Source organism: Candidatus Magnetominusculus xianensis (assembly GCA_001541255.1).
GTDB classification, from domain to species: Bacteria; Nitrospirota; Thermodesulfovibrionia; order Thermodesulfovibrionales; family Magnetobacteriaceae; genus Magnetominusculus; species Magnetominusculus xianensis.
In genome coordinates, this window is the sequence record LNQR01000128.1 from 1 (window position 1) to 20,100 (window position 20,100).

General features: G+C 42.9%; 21 protein-coding genes and 1 tRNA gene. 5 read left to right on the forward strand and 17 right to left on the reverse strand.

What is annotated here, in order from left to right; translation table 11 throughout:
- The 4 genes from ASN18_RS18135 to ASN18_RS15955 form a co-directional block, all read right to left on the reverse strand.
- The gene (locus ASN18_RS18135; RefSeq protein WP_492208011.1) at positions 1 to 144 is read right to left on the reverse strand and encodes an IS1634 family transposase N-terminal domain-related protein; all 144 of its coding nucleotides are present in this window, start codon (positions 142 to 144) and stop codon (positions 1 to 3) included.
- 234 nt (positions 145 to 378) lie between these two features.
- Entirely contained in the window at positions 379 to 756 is a 378-nt protein-coding gene (locus tag ASN18_RS15945) for a hypothetical protein (protein ID WP_085053780.1), read from the reverse strand.
- A 22-nt stretch (positions 757 to 778) separates the two neighbouring features.
- A complete protein-coding gene (locus ASN18_RS15950; protein ID WP_085053781.1) occupies positions 779 to 1,183 on the reverse strand; it encodes a hypothetical protein in 405 nt (134 codons plus the stop codon).
- A gap of 176 nt (positions 1,184 to 1,359) precedes the next feature.
- A complete protein-coding gene (locus tag ASN18_RS15955) occupies positions 1,360 to 2,808 on the reverse strand; it encodes a hypothetical protein (protein ID WP_157073054.1) in 1,449 nt (482 codons plus the stop codon).
- A 704-nt stretch (positions 2,809 to 3,512) separates the two neighbouring features.
- Between ASN18_RS15955 and ASN18_RS15960 the strand changes: the two genes are divergently transcribed.
- Positions 3,513 to 4,211 (forward strand): hypothetical protein, encoded by a 699-nt coding sequence (locus ASN18_RS15960; RefSeq protein WP_085053783.1) that lies wholly within the window; start codon positions 3,513 to 3,515, stop codon positions 4,209 to 4,211.
- 238 nt (positions 4,212 to 4,449) lie between these two features.
- Here ASN18_RS15960 and ASN18_RS15965 read toward each other — a convergent pair whose 3' ends face one another.
- The 5 genes from ASN18_RS15965 to bamD are packed head-to-tail and all read right to left on the reverse strand — an operon-like array spanning position 4,450 to position 8,384.
- Complete coding sequence (locus tag ASN18_RS15965) at positions 4,450 to 5,856, reverse strand: B12-binding domain-containing radical SAM protein (protein WP_085053784.1); 1,407 nt, start codon at positions 5,854 to 5,856, stop codon at positions 4,450 to 4,452.
- 53 nt (positions 5,857 to 5,909) lie between these two features.
- Positions 5,910 to 6,521: a phosphoribosylanthranilate isomerase gene (locus ASN18_RS15970; protein ID WP_085053785.1), complete on the reverse strand. Its 612-nt coding sequence runs from the start codon at positions 6,519 to 6,521 to the stop codon at positions 5,910 to 5,912.
- Positions 6,518 to 7,000 carry a cyclic pyranopterin monophosphate synthase MoaC gene (gene moaC / locus ASN18_RS15975; protein ID WP_085053786.1) on the reverse strand — a complete coding sequence of 161 codons (483 nt, stop codon included), beginning with the start codon at positions 6,998 to 7,000 and terminating at the stop codon, positions 6,518 to 6,520. Before moaC ends, ASN18_RS15970 begins: the two co-directional genes overlap by 4 nt.
- Positions 7,000 to 7,620, reverse strand: coding sequence for a precorrin-2 dehydrogenase/sirohydrochlorin ferrochelatase family protein (locus ASN18_RS15980; RefSeq protein ID WP_085053787.1), 621 nt, complete (start codon positions 7,618 to 7,620; stop codon positions 7,000 to 7,002). The genes moaC and ASN18_RS15980 overlap by 1 nt, the downstream gene beginning before the upstream one ends.
- Positions 7,621 to 7,622: 2 nt before the next feature.
- Positions 7,623 to 8,384, reverse strand: a complete 762-nt coding sequence (gene bamD / locus ASN18_RS15985) for an outer membrane protein assembly factor BamD (protein ID WP_236861831.1) — start codon at positions 8,382 to 8,384, stop codon at positions 7,623 to 7,625.
- A 130-nt stretch (positions 8,385 to 8,514) separates the two neighbouring features.
- On the opposite strand from bamD, the gene ASN18_RS15990 reads away from it, so the two are divergent.
- The gene (locus ASN18_RS15990) at positions 8,515 to 9,588 is read left to right on the forward strand and encodes a histidine kinase dimerization/phosphoacceptor domain -containing protein (RefSeq protein ID WP_236861832.1); all 1,074 of its coding nucleotides are present in this window, start codon (positions 8,515 to 8,517) and stop codon (positions 9,586 to 9,588) included.
- A 1-nt stretch (position 9,589) separates the two neighbouring features.
- Here the strand turns inward: ASN18_RS15990 and ASN18_RS15995 are convergent, their stop codons facing one another.
- The gene (locus ASN18_RS15995) at positions 9,590 to 9,757 is read right to left on the reverse strand and encodes a helix-turn-helix domain-containing protein (protein ID WP_085053790.1); all 168 of its coding nucleotides are present in this window, start codon (positions 9,755 to 9,757) and stop codon (positions 9,590 to 9,592) included.
- Positions 9,758 to 9,940: 183 nt separating this feature from the next.
- Here ASN18_RS15995 and ASN18_RS16000 point away from each other — a divergent pair.
- Positions 9,941 to 10,014: transfer RNA gene (locus tag ASN18_RS16000), tRNA-Arg, on the forward strand.
- Positions 10,015 to 10,178: 164 nt separating this feature from the next.
- Here ASN18_RS16000 and ASN18_RS16005 read toward each other — a convergent pair.
- Positions 10,179 to 11,120, reverse strand: coding sequence for a tyrosine-type recombinase/integrase (locus tag ASN18_RS16005; protein ID WP_306689135.1), 942 nt, complete (start codon positions 11,118 to 11,120; stop codon positions 10,179 to 10,181).
- 1,391 nt (positions 11,121 to 12,511) lie between these two features.
- Here ASN18_RS16005 and ASN18_RS16015 point away from each other — a divergent pair.
- The gene (locus ASN18_RS16015) at positions 12,512 to 13,672 is read left to right on the forward strand and encodes a GAF domain-containing protein (RefSeq protein WP_085053793.1); all 1,161 of its coding nucleotides are present in this window, start codon (positions 12,512 to 12,514) and stop codon (positions 13,670 to 13,672) included.
- Between the two features lie 24 nt (positions 13,673 to 13,696).
- Complete coding sequence (locus ASN18_RS16020; RefSeq protein WP_306689136.1) at positions 13,697 to 13,930, forward strand: ATP-binding protein; 234 nt, start codon at positions 13,697 to 13,699, stop codon at positions 13,928 to 13,930.
- Positions 13,931 to 14,173: 243 nt separating this feature from the next.
- Here ASN18_RS16020 and ASN18_RS16025 read toward each other — a convergent pair whose 3' ends face one another.
- The 6 genes from ASN18_RS16025 to ASN18_RS17340 all read right to left on the reverse strand — a co-directional run bounded on the left by ASN18_RS16025 (position 14,174) and on the right by ASN18_RS17340 (position 19,969).
- On the reverse strand, positions 14,174 to 14,461 hold the full coding sequence (locus ASN18_RS16025) for an HU family DNA-binding protein (protein WP_085053795.1): 288 nt from the start codon (positions 14,459 to 14,461) through the stop codon (positions 14,174 to 14,176).
- Positions 14,462 to 14,910: 449 nt separating this feature from the next.
- The gene (locus ASN18_RS16030; RefSeq protein ID WP_085053796.1) at positions 14,911 to 16,854 is read right to left on the reverse strand and encodes a bifunctional 3'-5' exonuclease/DNA polymerase; all 1,944 of its coding nucleotides are present in this window, start codon (positions 16,852 to 16,854) and stop codon (positions 14,911 to 14,913) included.
- Positions 16,855 to 16,997: 143 nt separating this feature from the next.
- Positions 16,998 to 17,759 carry a hypothetical protein gene (locus ASN18_RS16035; RefSeq protein WP_085053797.1) on the reverse strand — a complete coding sequence of 254 codons (762 nt, stop codon included), beginning with the start codon at positions 17,757 to 17,759 and terminating at the stop codon, positions 16,998 to 17,000.
- 199 nt (positions 17,760 to 17,958) lie between these two features.
- Positions 17,959 to 18,981 carry a DUF3854 domain-containing protein gene (locus ASN18_RS16040; protein WP_085053798.1) on the reverse strand — a complete coding sequence of 341 codons (1,023 nt, stop codon included), beginning with the start codon at positions 18,979 to 18,981 and terminating at the stop codon, positions 17,959 to 17,961.
- Positions 18,982 to 19,040: 59 nt separating this feature from the next.
- Positions 19,041 to 19,406, reverse strand: a complete 366-nt coding sequence (locus tag ASN18_RS16045) for a hypothetical protein (protein WP_085053799.1) — start codon at positions 19,404 to 19,406, stop codon at positions 19,041 to 19,043.
- 419 nt (positions 19,407 to 19,825) lie between these two features.
- Positions 19,826 to 19,969: a hypothetical protein gene (locus tag ASN18_RS17340; RefSeq protein WP_157073055.1), complete on the reverse strand. Its 144-nt coding sequence runs from the start codon at positions 19,967 to 19,969 to the stop codon at positions 19,826 to 19,828.
- Positions 19,970 to 20,100 lie beyond the last annotated feature (131 nt).

The following is a 20,100-nucleotide window of genomic DNA, read 5'->3' on the forward strand; positions in this document are numbered from 1 at the left end:
CTAATCTTTTAAGCGCATCAAGATCGTAGCTGCCTGCCCTAAGTGTCTTATAATTTTCTGTGTGACACTATCAGCCCGTCTGTAGTTCTCTACAATCTGCACAGCGGTCTTGCCGTTTTTTCTCAGATTGGTTCGTATAAACATGCTGGTAGTGTAACATAAGCAATCAAGAAAGTTATGCGTTATTTACGTGGTGGCACTACATTCCGCAAATTCGCTCCCGCCCCAGTGTTTTTAACCCTCGCCACGCACCCCGTGCATTCCAAGCGATAAAGTCGGGAAAACATATGAACTTCCAGTGCGCTGCCCCTATGTGATTATACATGACAGGTGTATTTAAGATAAAAGAAGTTTTCAGACCACAGAATATCTTGCTTACTAATGTTCCCTGAGAGCGCGCGCGACCAGACCTAAGCCGCCAACCAGCATTGTGAGCATTAATAGTGTGTTAAATAGGCTTGTCGGGCGGAAGTATATGTCGAGGCGGCTGATTATGCCAAATAATATCATTGCACCCCCGCCAAGCGTTAATATCCAGCCGACAATGGAGCGACCATTGAAAAACAATATTCCTATCCCAAAGAGCAGAGGGATTAACGTCATCCCAAAGGCTGAATGCCCCCAGATGTACCAGCTGCCTGAGCTGACCATCACATGATTCAACAGTAAATAACCGCCTCCTATGACCATTAAAAGGCCAAGAAAGAAACTGCCTATCCCGCCTGATGTCCCGCCTGCCCCCTTTATTTTAAGCATTTAAATCCCTCCTGATGTTATATTAACGCTCTATCCAGTTGTCTCCTGTCCAGTGCCTTTTTTGCTTGTGAAGCGCATATGCACAGAGTAAAAGCTGCTCCATCGACTGCCACCGCTCCCTTGCTGCGTTGTCCACAGTGCCCGTGAACTCATTCAGCATGTGAATTATTGCAAACGGGTCTGTGATGTTGAGCAGTTCCTGAAGCTGGTCCTGACGCGGCAGCCACACCGCCTTTGATCTCTTAAAATCCTGATTCAGCACGTCTATCAACACCGTGTCATCGACAATCGATATACCGGCGTTGCCGTCTCTGGTTGCAAAGGTAGCACTCCTGTCACAGTAGTAATCAGCATAGGTTATCTCCCACGCCTGTTGCAGAAACAGCGCCTTTTCGCACATCGTGATATATGTATTTGAGAAATCCATATTATTTAGATACCTCCGCCCGCTTCCAGTTGACAATCCAGCTAAAAATGGTGAGCTCTGTAATATACAATAAAACATGCGTAAATTGATAGCCGTGCTGTCCAGGACAAACGCATTTCAACTATTTTGCTTTTAACTCAGCCATTCACACTGTAAGCAGCCGCTGTTGGCTTATATCACTTGTCACATGTTTTCCATGGATGTAACAGGATGTCCCACTGTAAGGCAGTTTCAAGGCGAGGTATTGGTTTTGGATTTTTGTTTTTGTATATTTCCAAATACGGGTGATTAAAGAGCAGCTCACTATTTTTACCTTGTTTTAATTCCTCAATTTTTTCATTAACTCCGTGTGCTTTGCGTTTTGCGTTTGTATTGATATAAGATATAACATAATATTCGACGCCATCAGGAAATCCGTAATCCATTTCCCATGCATCTTTTCTATTTACTAAATAATTTGCTAACCCAATATTCTCTAAATATGCGACAGAAACATTTTGTGGAACAATACTATTTATCACATCAAGATACTTTCTTATTTCAACAGTGTTATTGAGTGGTGTTAATACTGTTGCAACATTTCTGCTGTCATTCATTTTATGGCTTATACCTGTTTTCAGAAAACTATTCAACCCAACCCATGGGTATCTGAGAGTAGTCCAAAGTGTCATAGAAATAACGCTGGCAAATAATATCATTTTTGCAATTTGATAAAACTGCGGCTTTACAGTGTTTGATAACTCACCTTCAGATTTATCTGTGCAAACCATGAAAGCAGCCAAATAGAGAGGTATTACCCAGCCTGCAGTTCGATGGCTATACCATCCAGTTAAGCGGAATGTATTAATAAACGCATCTCCAAACGATATAATTATCAGCCCAATAATATGATAGTTCCATTTCCCCTGCTTTCGTATACCAAAAACCGGTAAAAAAGCTATTGTTATTAGTGTTATATACATATAGACAGCCTGATCTAATAGTTCTATTTTGTAAAAAGCATTTCCTCCACCTACATAGTCAATGACAGATTTTTTTAATATGCTAAAAGAATTATAGTCAGAAGATATGCCGCAAAGAGACTGCTTCATTACCGAGCTGCTGTAGAAATTTGTTAACACACTGATTAAGAAAGATATTCCCCCCTGAAGAGGCGCTTTAAACAGAACGGCAACGGTTACCCCGATTATCATAGCTACGTAGGTGTAGGGTATACTTATAAGTGAAATTAAAAACACTGACAGATAAAATAATTTCCATTTTTTTGCAAACAGACTGGCAAAGACATATGGTATAAATGCGTAACTTATCGCTTCTGTTTGTCCAAAATGAAAAACAGTATGTTCCATCTGTGGCAATATGCAATACCCCATTGCACCAATAAGAGACATTGCCTTGCTTCCTTTCAATATCCTGATTGTAAGGTAAATTCCCGGCGCTCCTATCGTAAATACTACTATCACAATTGCATACATATGCATTGGTGAAGATGGGTGCAATAAATATAACAGAGGTAGTATCAGCATTGGTAAAAAATAGGGGCCATTAGCAAAAATAGAAACGTAATAATATGGATTGTCAGCAGTAAAATGCATATTTTTATAGTAGGCAGATAACTCAGGCATACCGCGGCTCAAATTATAATACCACTGTATAAAGAGTGTAGAATCGCCCCCGGGGCTTATCGTGTACCTAAACGGATTAATAAATAGATAACAATATGTCCATACAAGCATTAATACGATATAGATCGTTAGTATAAATAACGCATACCTGTTAAGAAATGTTATAGTCTTATCTATGTTAGATTTATTGTCATATAGCATAAGACGATACATAACGAATACTAAGATAACAAAAGTAATGAATATATTATAATATTCCTGTATATTATAAAAATTTCTGCACATATAATTCTCACACATATATTCACTATGCAAATATCTAAGGAAAGGTATAAAATCCATACATTTATCCTTAGCATAACAAAATATCTCATATCTGGAGTATATAAATAATAGTCCAAACAGGATATATAAAGAGATATAATAAATTGCATATTTAAACAATTTATTTTTCATTATTATCATAACTTGGGTATTATATCATTTTACTAAGGATTTTATCCAATAGGAACATTTCTTTATTTGTCATTCCCGTGTAAGCAGAAACTCAGGAAACCATCAGCCAGAGCTAAAAGTGCAGTGAGATTGCCCTTGTCGTGTCGCGGTGTAATACAGCCCCCAGTCCCGAAAAAAGTACTTGTCAAAGTAAATCAGTAAGTGCTAATATATCGAATCTTTGAAAATCGATAAGGAGAAATCGAAAAATGGCGAAATTCGACGATCTAATTAGTACGGTAGGGAAATTTGTGGACGTGCAGAAGGGTGCGTGGGACCATTTGGAATGGGAGAGGCTTGTGTCTAAGGTTCAGCGCATGGGTTATGAAATGTCCGGCGATATAATACATAACCTTGGCACAACAGTGGAGTCACTCAAGAAATTATATATAACCAAGACGAACAAAGATGATATGCTCAGGGTTGTTACAGATATTCCAAAAGCAATTGCCAGATTTATTGACGAAACCAGGGGGATGTGGGAACATGCCGATTGGTTGAGGCTGTTGAAAGAAGTCGAAAAGGTCGGCATTGCCATATCTGAAGAGACGCAGAAACATATTGGCGATATGCTTGAGGCATCTAAACGACTTTACAGTGCTCCATATAAAGAACCGGTAGTAGAGGTAAAACCAACGACGGTTGACCCCATTGTTGAAATAGCAAGCCCAGCAGCGTCGGCTGCTGAAGCCGAAAAGCCGACAGAGCCTATCGATGCAGAAAAGCCGGAAGTAGTAAAGCCATATGAGACAGAAATGAAAAAATACATTGCAACAGAGGCAAAAAAACACGTTGCATCTGCGGCCAAAAAGACCACTGGTGAAAAAGCCGAAAAGAAAATAAAAGCTTCAGGCGACAGCGATGATGAGCCTAAAGTGAAAAGACCATATAAGAAAAAGGCTACATAGAAAAAGAAGCAGGCCACTGAACAAAGCGGGCGTTTAAACAGAACTGAACAGCAGGGTAGGGGCATAGCGCGGCATTACAGGCGGAGTAATAGCGGTTGCATGTCTTGGTCTACGCTGTGTTCATGCAGAATGATGTGGTCATGTAATTAGTTCTCATGTATTTAGCGGGCTGTCACTGATTATGTGGAGCCCAGCTGCGGTTAGTCCAACTTGGTGTGGCCATTGTTTAGCCATTGTGTTAGATTGTTGCGTGTGCTTCAGGGCAGTCTAAGACGCTGCTAAGGGATGCAAAGTAGTCCTTTGCCTCATCAAGTGCCTGCTTTACAGCCTGTTTACCGTAAAAACCGACTGCAACGTGAAAGAAATCGAGCTTTGCCACATGCTTGGCAATGTACTTCCACGAGTAAAACCGCCCCATTGCCTTGAATGTCTCAATGTGCAGTGTCTGCGGTTTCATAAGTGTAGGCTTGAAGTTGACATGATGGGCGTCGTACTTGCTCCAGTCAGTATGCAGGAGCCTGCCCGAGTGCTGCATCTCAAAGAAAAACGGTGTTCCAGGCAGTGGTGTCAGTATCATAAACTGAACGGTGTCTATGCCAAGGTTTATTGCAAAGTCAGCCGTCTTTCTGATTGTATCAACATCGTCTGTGTCAGCGCCCAGGACGAACATCCCATGAATCTGAATGCCGTGTGCCTGAACGGTCTTTATACATCTGACGATTTCATCCAGACTTTGCCCCTTGTTATAGCTTTCCAGAGTGACGGGATTGATGGATTCAAAACCGATATAGAGCATGTGACAGCCTGAGTCGGCAAACAGGCGAAGGAGTTCCTCGTCCTTTGCTACATCAGTACGCACCTGTGCAGACCAAAACGGCTTAATACCTTCCGCTATAACGGCCTTGAGCAGCTCCTTTGTATGTTTTTTATTTGCCGAGAAGTTGTCATCGACAAAAAATATGTTGGTCTTGTTATTAGTGCAGGCGTGTTTTATTTCCCTGAGTGAATGCTCTACTGAGTTAAACCGGTATTGCCGACCAAAAACCCTGATAACAGAACAGAATTTGCAGTCAAACGGACATCCCCTTGATGTGGAGATAGGATAAATCCTCATACGGTCCCACTCCTGCACCAGCTTAACATCTGGTATTGGCAGCGAGTCAAGGTCCTTGATTCGGCTGCTGTCAGGATTGTGCTGAAAATTACCAGCAGTATCCTTATACGAAAGCCCGCTTATGTTGTTTATCGAAGGTTTTCCATGCTCAATGTAATCGAATAACTCCGTGATAGAATCATCTGCCTCACCGCGCAGGACATAGTCGGCATAAACCAGCGCCTCCTCCGGCATAAACGTGGTGTGTGCCCCGCCCATTAATACCGGTATTCCCCTGGCCTTGACCCTCTCAGCAATCTTGTAAGCCCTCGGTGCAGTTGAAGTCAATGTTGAGATACACACTATGTCTGAGCTTTCAACAAATGCCCAGTCAGGGCGGCCCACATCCTCAATAAACGCCTTAACCTCGTACCCTCTGTCTCGTAGTATCGTTGAAAGCAGTATTGTCCCAACTCTGGGTATCGGAAACTTACTGAATATATGGTTTCCCGGCGACTTAGCCTCTATGAATGAAATACGCTTGATTTTCACTTGAACTCTCTCACATGTATGCTACAATATTAATGATAATTAAAGCAAGCCATTTAATATGTTTTTTTTGCCCTTTCGATAAATTGTCTAAGTTTGGCGTGATCTTTTTTTCCTTTAGCGGCCTCAACGCCAGAGCTGACGTCAACTGCGAAGGGAGAAACTTTCCTGATTGCGGCCTCAATATTGTCGGGGTTTAGTCCCCCGGAGAGTATTATATTGCCGAACTGCCGCGCCTCAAGCGCAATTTCCCAGTTGAAGAGTTTGCCAGTACCGCCAAATGAATCCTCTGAATAAGCGTCCAGAAGGAATGCCGAACAATTGAACTTTGACAGCGGCTCAAGGTCTGTGAAATCCCTTATCCGAAATGCCTTTATAACCTTTGACCAAAGCACGGTCATCTCCGGCGGTTCGGTGCCGTGGAGCTGAACGACATCAATACCTGCTTTTTGCCTGATGCAGTTTATTTCTTTCTCCGTCTCATCAACAAACACCCCTACGGTAGTTATAAATGGAGGAAGGCAGTCTATTATCCCGGCAGCTGTCTCAGGGGTTACATGCCGTGGACTTTTAGCATAGAACACGAAACCAAGCGCATCGGCGCCAAATTCAACTGCAGCTAAGGCATCCTTTATATTAGTTATACCACAAATTTTAACCCTTGTCATGAGTGCCTTACATAGGTGCCGCTTTTACCGCCTGTTTTTTTTATCAACATGACGCCTGTTATCTCCATTTCCTTGTCAACCGCCTTACACATGTCATAAATGGTTAATAACGTGGTAGAAACAGCAGTAAGCGCCTCCATCTCCACCCCTGTTTGGCCTACGGTCTTTACGGCAGCTGTCACCCCTATCGAGTTTTTTTCGTCGTTGACAGTAAACTCGATTTTCACAGACGTAATTGCTATAGGGTGGCACATGGGGATAAGGTTCGATGTCTGCTTTGCCCCCATTATACCGGCAATACGGGCAGTTGAGAGGACATCACCCTTTGGCAGACCGCCTGTTTTTACGAGTGATAAGGTTGACCGAGCCATTGTTATTGAACCCACGGCAACGGCCTCTCTTAGTGTTGATGCCTTTTCTGTGACATCTACCATTCTGGCATTTCCTGATTCGTCTATGTGTGTAAGGGTGTTTTCCATCATCTCAACAATTCAGCAAGCCTTTTTGACAGCTCTGCCTTTAACTCCTTCAGGCGTCCCTCTCTTACAGCAGCAATTGCGCCGCTGTCTCCTGCCATTTTTAACAGGCCGACCTTTTCGGGTTTATTAGATGCAATGGCCTTAGTCCTGAATTTTTTTAGAAAAGACAGGTACGAGGAGAAGTCCCTGCCGAAATCCTCCCGTAGCTGGGCTGCGATTGTCCTTGATAGGGCAGGGCTGATGCCGGAGGTTGACACGGCAATGGTAAGCTGCCCGCGTGTTACTGTTGAGGGGACGATAAAATCGCACTTATCAGGCTCATCGGCTGCATTGAGAAGGCTGCCGTCTGCGATAATCTTATCGTTTAACCCAGCAGCGCCTGCTGCAGAGATGGTCAAAAATGCGCCTTTAAGGTCGCCGTCCTCGTAGTGACGCGGGATGTGTTCGATAGAGCCGCGTTTTTTTAGAGCGGTGAGCTTGGGGGTAAGCACGGGGCTGATTACTGTGACAGCCGCACCAGCCTCTATAAGCGATAATACCTTACGTTGCGCCACCTTTCCACCACCTACTACGACACATTTCTTTTTTGTAAGGTTCAGAAAAACCGGATAGTATCTCAATCCTAGAGTTTAGACAACTCCTTGTCAATCTTTTTCAGAAGGGTCGTGTCTCTGGTACTGTCTTTGGCCTTATCAAGAAATTCCCGCGCCTTAGCAGAGTCCTTCAGGCCTTTATAGGAAAGCCCCATGTGGTAGTAGAGCTTACCCATGTCAGGGTATTCTGGAAATTTGGTAAGTATGACATTGAATCTTCTTATGGCAGCGGCAAAGGCGTCTCTCTTGTAGTAAAATTCGCCTACATAGAACTCATGTTCAGCAAGGATATTTCGGCTTTTTTCGATTCTCAGAGGGACGATGTCCTTGTAGGGGTTTCTTGGGTACTGCTCGTTTAGTGACTGGAATTCTTTTATTGCGGTATAGGCTGCCCTGTAGCCCCTGTCCGGGCCCTCGATAGTATTAAATACCAGAGTGGCAATCTGATACTTGGCATATGAGGAATACTTGTTGTCCGGGTAGTTTTTGAGAAATCTGCGGTATTCCTCAAGCGCTACTTCGTTTTCATCTGCCTTTATATAGGACTCGGCAATCTTAAGCTGGGCAAGCGGGGCATAGTCTGTGCCTGCATCCCTGTTTGTAATCTCTATGAGGAGTTCACGCCCTGCATCGTATTCCTTTTCTTCAATAAGCAGAAGGGCCTTAGCATAGGCCTCCTTCGGGCCTTCATAGGCTGGTTTTACGACCTGCTTACTGCAAGCCGCACACAACGTCAGACATAAGGCCAACGCTATAAATATCCTCGTGTTCAGTATCCTCGTATCAGACATCACCCTCATATTAAATATCTTATTACATACGGAAGTCAATATGTTTTTATACATATCTTATGGTAACATATTCAGCACGGTTTTTTACAGGTTTTTTTACAAATTAATTTGGAGTAACGTCGAAAGGGCTATGATAGAAGCACCCGGAGGGCAGGTTCACAAGAAACTAACTATCTTGTACGTAGAGGATGATGCTGCGGCGAGGAAGGCCTTGTCACGGTTTTTGTCTAAGAACGCAAGTCAGGTCTTTTTTGCTTCGGACGGCATGGAAGGGCTGGAACTCTACAACATGTACAAGCCGGAGATAGTCATTACTGATATACGAATGCCGGTGATGGATGGTCTGGCAATGTCAAAGTCGATTAAGGAAGTAAACCCGGATGCGTTTATCATTGTTACGACATCACACAACGACATTGAGTTTTTGATGTCTGCCATAAATATAGGCGTTGATAAGTATATAGTGAAGCCGGTAAAGTTTGAGATATTAAAAAAAATGTTGGCAGCATGTGCTGAGGCTATATACCGGCAGAGAGAGATAATCAAACTAAACGAGGCATTGATGGCCTCACTTACAGAAAAAGAGGTACTGCTTCGGGAAATCCACCACAGGGTAAAAAATAACATGCAGGTGATATCGAGTCTTCTCAGGCTTCAGGCCAGATATGTAAAAGATAATAAACTCTCTGCAATGTTCAAAGACAGCGAACACCGGATTCGGTCGATGGCCCTGATACATGAGAAACTCTATAACTCTAAGGACCTGTCACGCATAGATTTTGGAGATTATGTAAAAAATCTGTGTTCTGGTCTTTTCAGTTCATATGGGGTGAACAAGAGAGACATTAGATTTAATGTTGACACTGACGAGATATCTATGGGCATAGACACTGCAATCCCATGTGGATTGATAATAAACGAACTAATCTCCAATTCACTTAAATATGCCTTTAAAAAGAGCCATAAAGGGGAAATCAGCGTAAGGTTAAGAAAACTTCAAGGCAATGAATACGAGCTGACAGTTGGCGACACAGGGGTAGGGCTTGACGAGGATATTGACTTCAGGACGACAGAGTCGCTGGGCTTGCAGCTTGTAACAAGTATAGCGGAGTCTCAGCTCCATGGCAAAATCACACTGGACAGGACAAAAGGGACCGTGTTCAGGATAAAATTTGACGAACTGAAGTATGCAACACGTATCTGATTCAGGTGATGTTGTACTGCTTAATTTTTGTCAGCAGGGTTTTATAGGTAACATTGAGTAATTTTGATGCAATGGATTTATTGCCCTTTGAAAGTTTAAGCGCTTGAGTAATAGCCTTTGCTTCGACCTCAGCAACCGCTTGTTCTCTTAATTCTCTTAGTGTTTTCATATGTTTAACATTTTAGTAAAACAAATAACTTAAGTTACCATTAAATAATATCTGTTATAAGTATGATATATTAAAAATAAGAAAGTAAAGTAGTCAGGCCGCCAGCACAGTGAGATAATAATTCTGGCAGCGGCAAATATTTACTTGCTGGCAGTGCCTGTCTTATGTTATTATTAGAGTGGAGCGCCTGTAGCTCAGCAGGATAGAGCAACTGCCTTCTAAGCAGTAGGTTGGGGGTTCGAGTCCCTCCAGGCGTACCTTTAAAATCAAGCACTTACGGGTTTTTAGCACAAGTGCCGGAAACAGGGTGCCGCGATTTTGTCGCAAAATATTTTCCCGACATTTCTCAGTTTTGGTATCTGAGTGTATTTTTTCACTTTTAAATAATGATAAAATCGGCTCCGTCACACCCCTCACCCGCCTACTCATCCAACACCTCAACAGCCTTTTTTACAGAACCCTTGATGTTATGCAGGTAACGTCCTGTTGTTTTGATATCACCATGTCCCATTTGCGTTTGTATGGATTTTAAATCGGCTCCTCTATGCAAAGACATAGTCCCAAAGGTGTGCCTTGTCATGTTGGGTGTTACCTTCTTGCTTAATCCAGCCCTGCGTGATGCAGCCTCTAAGGACTTCTTAATCGACAGTACAGGCTTATCTGTATCAGAAAATACCCACCTGCTTGTTTTATTCGGATACAACTCCTTCAAAATACCCAGAGCGGTGTTATTAAGTTCCACCACTCGTTCGTCCCCAGTCTTAGGCGTCCACTCAGGCTTACTCTGTATTTTAACCACACCCCTCTTAAGATTAACGTCACTCCATTCAAGAAAAGCCAGTTCTCCGGGGCGTAATCCCGTGTGTCTACCAAATATGACACGCTTTTTCACTATGTCCACCGTTAGGTTGTCAATTAGGAGTTGGAAATCCTCATCCTCTATAAAGGCATGTAGTTTTTGTGGCTCCTTAAGTTTAGGGAACTTTATCTCAACCTTTCTGATATAGTCCTGAGAAACAGCATAGTTCATGACTTTTCTGATGATGCCGATTTGGATATTTACGGTCCTGTTGCTGTACCCCTCGCTTTTCTTCATTGCCTGATACCGTAATAGTAGTTTCTGCGTTATATCGGTTAGCATATGTGCAGATAGAAAGACTTTGATATGGTTGTGATAACCCTGATGAACCATTTCAAACGTCTTCTTGGCTCCTACTTTTCTGACGTGTTCGATATATTCTGTAGCAACCGTGTCAAAGGGAATACCACCTGTGTTTATCTCTTCAATGTGCAGAGTACCCTGTCTTATCCGTGTTTTTAGTTCAGCCTCAACACTTTTTGCCTCTTTTTTTTGTATCGCCAGCGCTGCGGTTTACTCTAACGCCGTTGATGATTAAATTTACGTACCATTTACTGCCCCTTTTGTATACTGACATTTTTAACCTCCTTCTTCCTCTGTCTGATTTTAATATCTTGAAAAAGTTCATTAACGCTATGCCTCGCGTTTGCCTTCTTTATGGTTTTGTATTTGCTTTTCTGAATGGACTGTTCAGCCAAGTGGTTCAAAAAAGCCATTACGTTCTTCAAGAAAAACCTTCTTGGGCGTGAGAATGAACCCATGGCAGCAGCGTTGCGGTTGATGAAACTCTTTGACAAGTAGAGGCTGTTTATCAAGTATTCGTCTCCTACTATGGCGTTCCCATCTAATTTGTGGCCCAGAGTATCACTGAGCCTTGGACTGAAGTCAAGAGGAAGGCTGTTATCTTTTATAGCAGCACTGTCCTGTGCTGGTGAGATTGGAAGGACATGTTTGTGCTGTTTCCTATCGCCTGCAGATGATATATCAGGCGTTTTTTATCAAACTATCGTGCTTACCGTTGTTCTTACGCATACCCCATCCTTACCTTATATTTCGGTTTGGACTGAGTAACTTTTATGCAGTCTCTATGGCTGCTGCAACACACAACAGTTCACGCTTAAAATAAAGTCTTCCCATCAATGATGGTTTTATACGGCTATAGGATTAGAAAATATTTTTTACATGTCAGTCCTCCTATAAGCAGAAGAACAGACCACTGCGGTAGAATCACATAGAGTGCCGATACATCCTTTCAATTTGAACCAAATGGTATTTTCTGACACTTGATATTCAGTCAGCAGAATGCCAATCTCTACGTAGAAATCCTCTTTTGTGTGAGAAACATGGTCACTACAACACTCAGGATAAATGGACAACAGCAGGCAAGGTAGATTTATACCTGAAATGATTGCTCTGAATATAGCGTCTCTAAAAACCACACAAGCCTCCAAAAAAATAAAGTTTCTACTAAACCTTACTCTCTGGAGACTTACTCGGTATTGCTTCTCAGGGTGTTTAAGCCGTCAAGCGTTAACCATTATTGCTCACGTTCAGGTGTACATATATGATACAGAAATTCTAAAGCGGTGTCAACACTTTTTTTGTTACACACTTTTTTTTTGCTACCCTTAATCTGTAACTTATATGTAACATATCTACACGTATAATATACGGAATGGGACTACGGACTACCATATGAAAATTTAAAGATTGTAATCCAAATGACAGACATGGTTGATTAAAAGAATGTAATATTAGGGCGTGTATAATGATTTGTTCGCAAAAAATGGAGAGACAGGTATGATACATGAGTGTCAAACCAACCAGAACGCCATTCTTCATGACTATATATCCATGCCTATCCCGCTACTTTTTTTAACTAAGGATATCCCTTTATGATGGAAAAGGAACAAACCAATAGAGTCATGCTCCTGTACAGTAAAATAAAGGGATTACATCGTGAAAAAGCCGAACTAAAGAGGCTTAAACGTGCTTTAAAGGCTACTAATGAAATAAATCGCTTACTGCGCAGTGAGAGAACTGAGTTAAACCTCATGGAGAACACGTGCAAGATAATAGTCAATACGGCAAAATACCGTATGTGTTGGATTGGTTTTTGCAAAATTACTGATGCTCATGAGAAAATTATTGTTCCTATGGCATTTTATGGATATGAAGACGGGTATATTGATACCACCAAGATAAGGTGGGACGATACAGAACGAAGTCATGGACCCACTGGCACTGCTGTAAAAACAGGTAAGCCTTCTATATGTAGAAATATGCTTAAGGACAAGAAATACGTCCCGTGGAGAGATGAAGCAATAAAACGTGGATATGCGTCCTCTATAGCACTACCCTTGATTATAGAGGGACAGGTAATAGGTGCCTTCAATATCCATGCTGTTGAACCAAACGCCTTTGATAAAGAGGAAGTGTCGTTACTGCTTGAGTTAGCAGATGATTTATCCTATGGGATATCAAACATTCGGACACTCTGTAAAAAGATGGAATACGAAAAGGAACTGTTAGAAATGAATATTGCTCTAGGACGAAAAGTCCATGAAGAAACACAGAAAAGGCGGAAGCAGGAGCATCTACTGATACACCAGTCAAAGATGGCATCTGTGGGGGAACTGATAAGTGCGATATCACATCAATGGAAGCAACCCCTTAATGGATTGTCGTTGACGATACAGGATATGAAGGATGCATTCAGATATAATGAGCTAACAGAGGAAGGTATTAATAAAGTAATCCACGATGCCATGGACAGTATTGAATTTATGGCGGATACAGTAGATACTTTTCGAGAGTTTTTAAAGCCATCAAAGATTAAACTTGAATTCTCTGTGAGAAATGCTGTTGAGGAAATAATATCTATCTTTTTCAATTTATTTAAAAGTAGCAATATAATGATTACGGTTAAAAGTGATGATCTACATGAGGCATACAGGGTGTATGGATATCCTAACGAATTTAAACAGGTAATTTTAAATATCATAAGCAACTCCAAAGATGCGATATTAAACAGACGTAAATCTGGGTTAATGTAAAACTCTGATGTCGGGACCATAATAATCACGCTTAAGAAAGAAGATGGCAAGATTATAACATTGATAAGTGATAATGGCGGTGGCATCCCTGATACTATTGCAGGTAAGATATTTGAGTATTATTTCACAACTAAATCGGGTATAGAAGGGACGGGAATAGGTTTATACATGTCGAAGCAGATAATTGAAAAAAGCATGGACGGCAGTCTCACTTTTAGAAATACAGACGATGGAGCTGAGTTTAGGATAGCTGTTTAATGATCCATGGGTTGCCTTGTGTCGTTGGTGCTATAAGATTTTTGAAATAGTGGATCCTTAAAATCCGCACACCGCTCCAAGGCTCCACCCCTTCACAGCCACCTGCTACAGGCATTCACTGATCTTCCCGACATGCCATAGACGCCAGTGCGATTAGTGTCTCAGGGGGTTAAGGTAATTGAGATATCTGATGATGGGACAGCCTGAAACCATTTAGCCTGATATCAGACTAAACTAAAACTTCTATTTACCCTTATCCCCGTTGACTAATTCTTTAAAACCCTTACCTGCTGTAAACTTAGGCGTTCTACATACCGCTATCTTTAACTCAGCACCCGTTTTAGGATTGTGTCCTATACGTGCCTTTCTATCTGAAACTAAAAAAGTGCCGAATCCTGCTAATGCCACCTTTTCCCCTTTGGCTACAGATTGCGTAATCGAATTAAGAACGGCATCTACGGCTTTTGTGGCTTCAGTTTTCTTGATATTAGCAGCCGATGCAACCAGTTCTATAAGTTCGGCTTTATTCATTGTATTTACCCCCTGTGTATTAAAGTTTATGGTTTTACGGTCATCTTAGTCCACCAATCATGGCAGTTTAACTCAAAACCAGCGTTTAATGAAACAGAAATCTTGAGACTGAGGTTGAATATGCCGCCGGGTTCACCATGGTTGATTTTAAGGCGATATTTTTTGCGGTGGGTACGTTTGTATCATTTCTTACCAATAGTTGCTCCACGCTAATCCGGTGGCGTTACAGACAGGGTAATCCTGTGCTGTTATGACTACAGTAATATTATCGTCAATGTCGGCGACAATTAGGAGCCATACGCCGACAGTTCAGGCAGTTTTGGGGTAACAGAGAAAAAGCAGTGTGCTTCGAGGGGCATTGGCTTGAAGGAAGAGAAGTATCTAATCAAGGTTCAGATTTTGTTCCAGCGATATTGCCGGAACAAAATCCTCCTGATGATGACATAGAATTACGCCTTATCAGCCCAGCTTTTACCGTAAGCGACATCGACTTCGACAGGCACTGTTTTGAGATATTCACGACCAGCTTCAATCATCGTATCTCGTAACAGTTTAACAGCCTCTTCTGCCTTACTTTCTGGTACTTCTATAACAATCTCATCGTGAACCGTAAGGACGATACCACCGCCTATATCGTTCATGCGTGTAGATAGAAGAGACAACGCTTTTTTGGTAATATCCCCCGAAGTGCCTTGTATTGGCGCGTTGTACAATTCGGTAATCTTGGGCCATCCGTTCCATAGCCTCCTACGCCCCGCTAACGTCCTCGTCTCTTTAGGTTTTGCCTGCTTAACTCGTATGTGCCATTGGGCTACACCTTCATAAGCCTCAAAGAAGCGTTCTCTGAATATCTCCGCTTCCTCTAACGACATTGAAACGCCGTAACTGTTTTCGGCGTATTCCCTTAAAGTAGCGGCACCCATTGCGTATATGAGTCCAAAATTTACTGCTTTGGCAGCACTGCGCTCTTGTTTTGTTACTCCCTGTAGCGGCTTATCCATTACGATAGAAGCAGTAAGGCGGTGCAGGTCTTCACCGTTGTTGTACGCATCCAGCATACGCTTATCCTGGGTAACTTCAGCGGTATTACGCAGTTCTATCTGACTATAGTCACCTATAACCAGTACGTTGCCAGGTTCAGGTGTAAAACACCCACGAAACGACTTATCGCGGGGGGTTTGTTGTAGATTAGGCTCCTTACAGGAAACTCTACCCGTAACTGCACCTATTTGGTCGAATGACGGGTGGATACGCCCCGTTACAGGGTGTATACGCTCCGGCAACTTACCAAATGCCTGATGCAACTTGGATGTTTTACGGTACTTGATTAGGGCCTTAACTACCGGATAGTCAGCAGCCAACGGCGCCAAGGTGTCCTTACCTGTACTTTCTACAGGCACACCCATATCTTTTAGTGCCTTAAGCATCTGTGGTTGGCTGTTGGGATTGATATCACCTATAAATACCTTCAGATTGTCAGCCGCTTCTTTTGCGTCTTCTTCCATCTTCAGGCATAAGGCATTTAACTTGTCCCTATCCACTTTCATACCGTTGAGTTCCATTTCTACAAAGGCAGGGATGGTGTCAAACTCTATTTTGGCTACTTTGACTAGACATGCGTCCCTGAGTAATGGGATGAGTACCTCCCTTAGTCTGAGAAGGACTGCTGCGTCCCTTGCGGCATACTCAATTTGGTATGGCGTTAAGTCCCCGCTCCAGTCGCTTACCTGCTGCTCCTTTGGTAATTCCTCAAGAAGGTAGTCCTTGACTACATCTTTGAGATTATAACCATCGTCTTTAAGGCCGGAGATAAGCAATTGAGCCGCAATCTGCGTATCACATAACTGCCCCTTAACTGGGATATCCGCTATTTGCAGGAATTTCAAATCAAACTTGGCGTTGTGAAATACCTTAATGGCGCTCCCTGCCAGCAAATCCTTCAGAGGAGCTAATTCTTCTGATGGGATTTCAAACATATCAACGACCGCAACATGATGTCCTGCTGCAGCTATCTGAATAAGCCTGATTTTCCCTTTGTGAGGGTCTAGCCCATCCCCTTTTTCAGCACCTGTAGTTTCGGTGTCAATTGCTAGCACCTTGGCATCCTGAAAAAACCGGACCACCTCTTTTAGCTCGTCTGATGAGCCAATGTAGCGGTACTGGACAGGGGGTGATATTTTGGGAGATGTGGGGATAACCATACCAGTTTGGCTCAATGGCTCAGAATGGCTCAAGTGGCAATGAGCCATTTTTTCCTCTGAAGACTGGCATTGCAGGCGGTTGTTTACAAAATGGCTCAATGGCTCAGTCGGCTCAAGGGGGTTTTTAAATATTTTTTCAGGGGGTGGTAACGGGGAAACCGGCTCAGGTATCTCCATTACTTCAATCATCATGTTCTTGCCCCTGCCACTGGTAGATATCAGTTCCCCTTCTGATGCTACCTTTATATACCGCTTAATAGTAGCATCAGAGGTCCCTAGGGTCCTCTGGACCAGGGACCTACTATGATATATTATCTGCTTATCCTTGGTCGTAGTTACCAGATTCTGGCAGCAGTACAGAAAGCCAAGTATATTGTCAGGGACCTGAGATACCCCTGCGATATAGCGTCCTTCAGCCTGTACACTAACGCGTAATCGTCTTCAGTGGCTATTATCCTCCCCATCTCATCTCTTTCTCGTTGGTATTGATGCAGGAGTGCTGATGCCTTGATAAGACTGATAACCTTATCAAAGTCCCTCATCAGACGTTCCTGGTTTATAGGGAATAAATCCGCTATGCCATCCGCAAATGGCACAATTACAGTCGCTGGCTCTATGAGATAGTCAGCTATTTGCCATATGAGTAAATTTTCATCTACCCCCTGAGCCGATTGAGCCGATGAGCCGTTTTCCATAGACCCGCCTGCAATGCCAGTTTCCAAGGCATAAAATGGCTCATTGGGGGTTGAGCTGTTTTGAGCTGGTGCTTGAGCCATTTTCCCTTTATGCCTCAAAATCCTTCTCCCCAGCTGCTCATCGTGTGTTAGTTCGATACGAAGGACCCTTGTGTTCAACTCTTTGTCCACTTCACCCGCTGCATAGGTGGACAACATCACCATCCCGTCACAAGGTTTTTCAACCTCTTTTGTTTCCATTGAGCCTTGATTATTCTTAGTAACAGTTCCAAGCCTGAGTACCCCCTCAGAGAAAGCGCTTCTGAGAGTATAGGCAGTACTGGCTGTTCCAGACATCTCATAGAACAGCACTACCTTATGTGCCAGAGAAGCGTCTCTGTACAGAAAGTAATTTTCCGACACTCTGCTGAAGTCCTCTACATCATTCTGCCATGTAGTTTGAACCACAACAGCAATCAGTTCACTTTTTCCAACTGATGCAGTGCCGGTTATTATGATCGAGATACCCCTGCCGAACTTCCTTGAGACAGTCGCCAGTTTGACAAGGATGAGTTCGGCGTCACGTCCGATGTACCTCGTATGACAGATATCTAAAAATCTGTCATACGAGGTCTGGCGATTTTAATAACGCCATCGCCTGTACTACCTGTTCATCTGTAAAGGTGACTTCGTCGTCAACTACATCTTCCCTTTGTCTCACGCTAATCTCAGTGAGAAGCGTTTTTTTGTCTACACCTATCTTTTTTGCAACAACCTTAATTAACCGCTGCTGCTTCAGATGAGGGAGTTCCGCTACTGTTAGTGCGCGTATTACGGCGTCCTCATGTTCGGGGCATATGAAATCCTCAAACAGTATGGCATTTGCTTCCATAGCAGCCAACACATCTTCTGCCTTTTGTCTCTGCTGCTCTTTACCTACAAGGTAGTCATCTACCCCTTTTCCTTCCATTTGGCTCCATAATGCAATCTTTACAATTGCACCCTTACCAAATAGCCTTGCAGCAAGTTCATATAAGGCGAAAAGCACCTGCGGATTTACCCACAAGTCACTGTCAAAGGCGAAGAATACGGTCCTGCCTTGCCAGTTGAACTGCGCTAGCTCGGTGGACAGCACTGAGATGCCATCTGTAGTATTTTCCTTATAAGACCATACGCCAGGTAGTCCAATAGCGTACTTGTCGTGCTGGAGGAGTTTGAGAGTTTTCTTCTCACCTTCAGTGAACCACACCGGCTTGTGGGCTTTGTCCTTTACTTCCCATACACCTGGTAGAATATATGGGGTTGAAGGAACACCATTCGGGTGCAGGTATTTTATCGTCCCGCCACCTTTTTTATTAGCAGCAGGGAACAACTTGAACCTGCTGTGTGCAATGCCCCTATTCTCGTGGAAATAAGGGAATTCTACTAACTTATAGGGGTTGTTAAAGTATTTACCCTCAAGTTTGTCCCTGTTTAAACTAATACAGAGGGTAGTCGCGTCCCTATTGAATATCCTTACCTGTGCCGCCTCAAGTGTCTCAGGGGTTAAGCCAGATGTTATTATATCATCTACTGCCGCTTTTACTAATTCGTCCTGTTCGCCATGGCTGTTGACAAACGAGGAGTATTTATTATACTTTACCATCAGTGTTCTCCATTTGTTGTTAGATGAGGGGCATCATATGATGCCCCAGTTATTTAATGTTAGAAGAGGATATAGTCATCCTCTTCTTTCAAAATCTCCAGCATCTCGGCTTCAGTGGGTGGCTCCACTGAAGCCGAAGCAGTTTTTTCCTGGAACTCATCGCTACTCAAGATGAGTTCCCTGACCCATGAGGGGATGCCATCGGGGATATCCCCTCCCTCTTCTATGGAGTAGAATATAAGATTTGGCTTATATTCTACCTTACTTGATGGGGGGAGGACATTGCTAACGGCAGCGCGTATTCCCCCATCCTTTGATGCTTTGTGTATCAGTTGCACTTGGCAACTGATACCTAAGACTGACTTCAAGTCGAAGCCAGCCAGCTCTGAAGGGATGGAGGGTGAGGTTAAACCTCCTCCACACATTTATACTCTTCCCTTCAGAAAGGAAGAGTAACCAACCGAGACAAACATCATGTGTCTTTGCCTGTCTCAGTTCGTTCAAATGTGTACCAACATCAATGACACCGATAGACACTCCCTTGTACATACCCGCAGCTGTTGGTTGGTATGTACTAGTTAAGGGACGTGACGAAACGATTAATCCCATCGCTTCCACCCCCCTCTTACGACACTGACGGCGTTCGCCACCGTCATTCCCGCTACCGTTGATAGGGTAGCAGATGTTCTTACACTCTTTAGTTCCATCAGGAACCTCCATTTTTCTTTTAACAGACAAGGAAACCCTATCCATTGGTTTATAAATAGACCTGAAATTAATGTCCACATGGTAGCGGACGCTTTCAGGTATGCCTCTTCCTATCAGGGAAGGTTAAATAGTAACCTCACCTGATAGGAACCTGCGTAAAAGAACCCCACCCAACATACTTTAAGGACAGGTATCTTCCTGCAGCCAAGCCTCTCAGCCTGCTGTACTCTTCTTGTGTAATCCTTAGCCCGATTACACGTTCTTTTATTGTATCTCCCATCTTTTATCACCTCCTTTCCTTTTTATAGAAACATCGTTACTTTTATTAATAAGTGTATAAGTAAGTAGACATAAAATTAAGCAAAATGTTAAGATAAAAGATGAGAGAATTAGACGGTAGGAAATTAGATC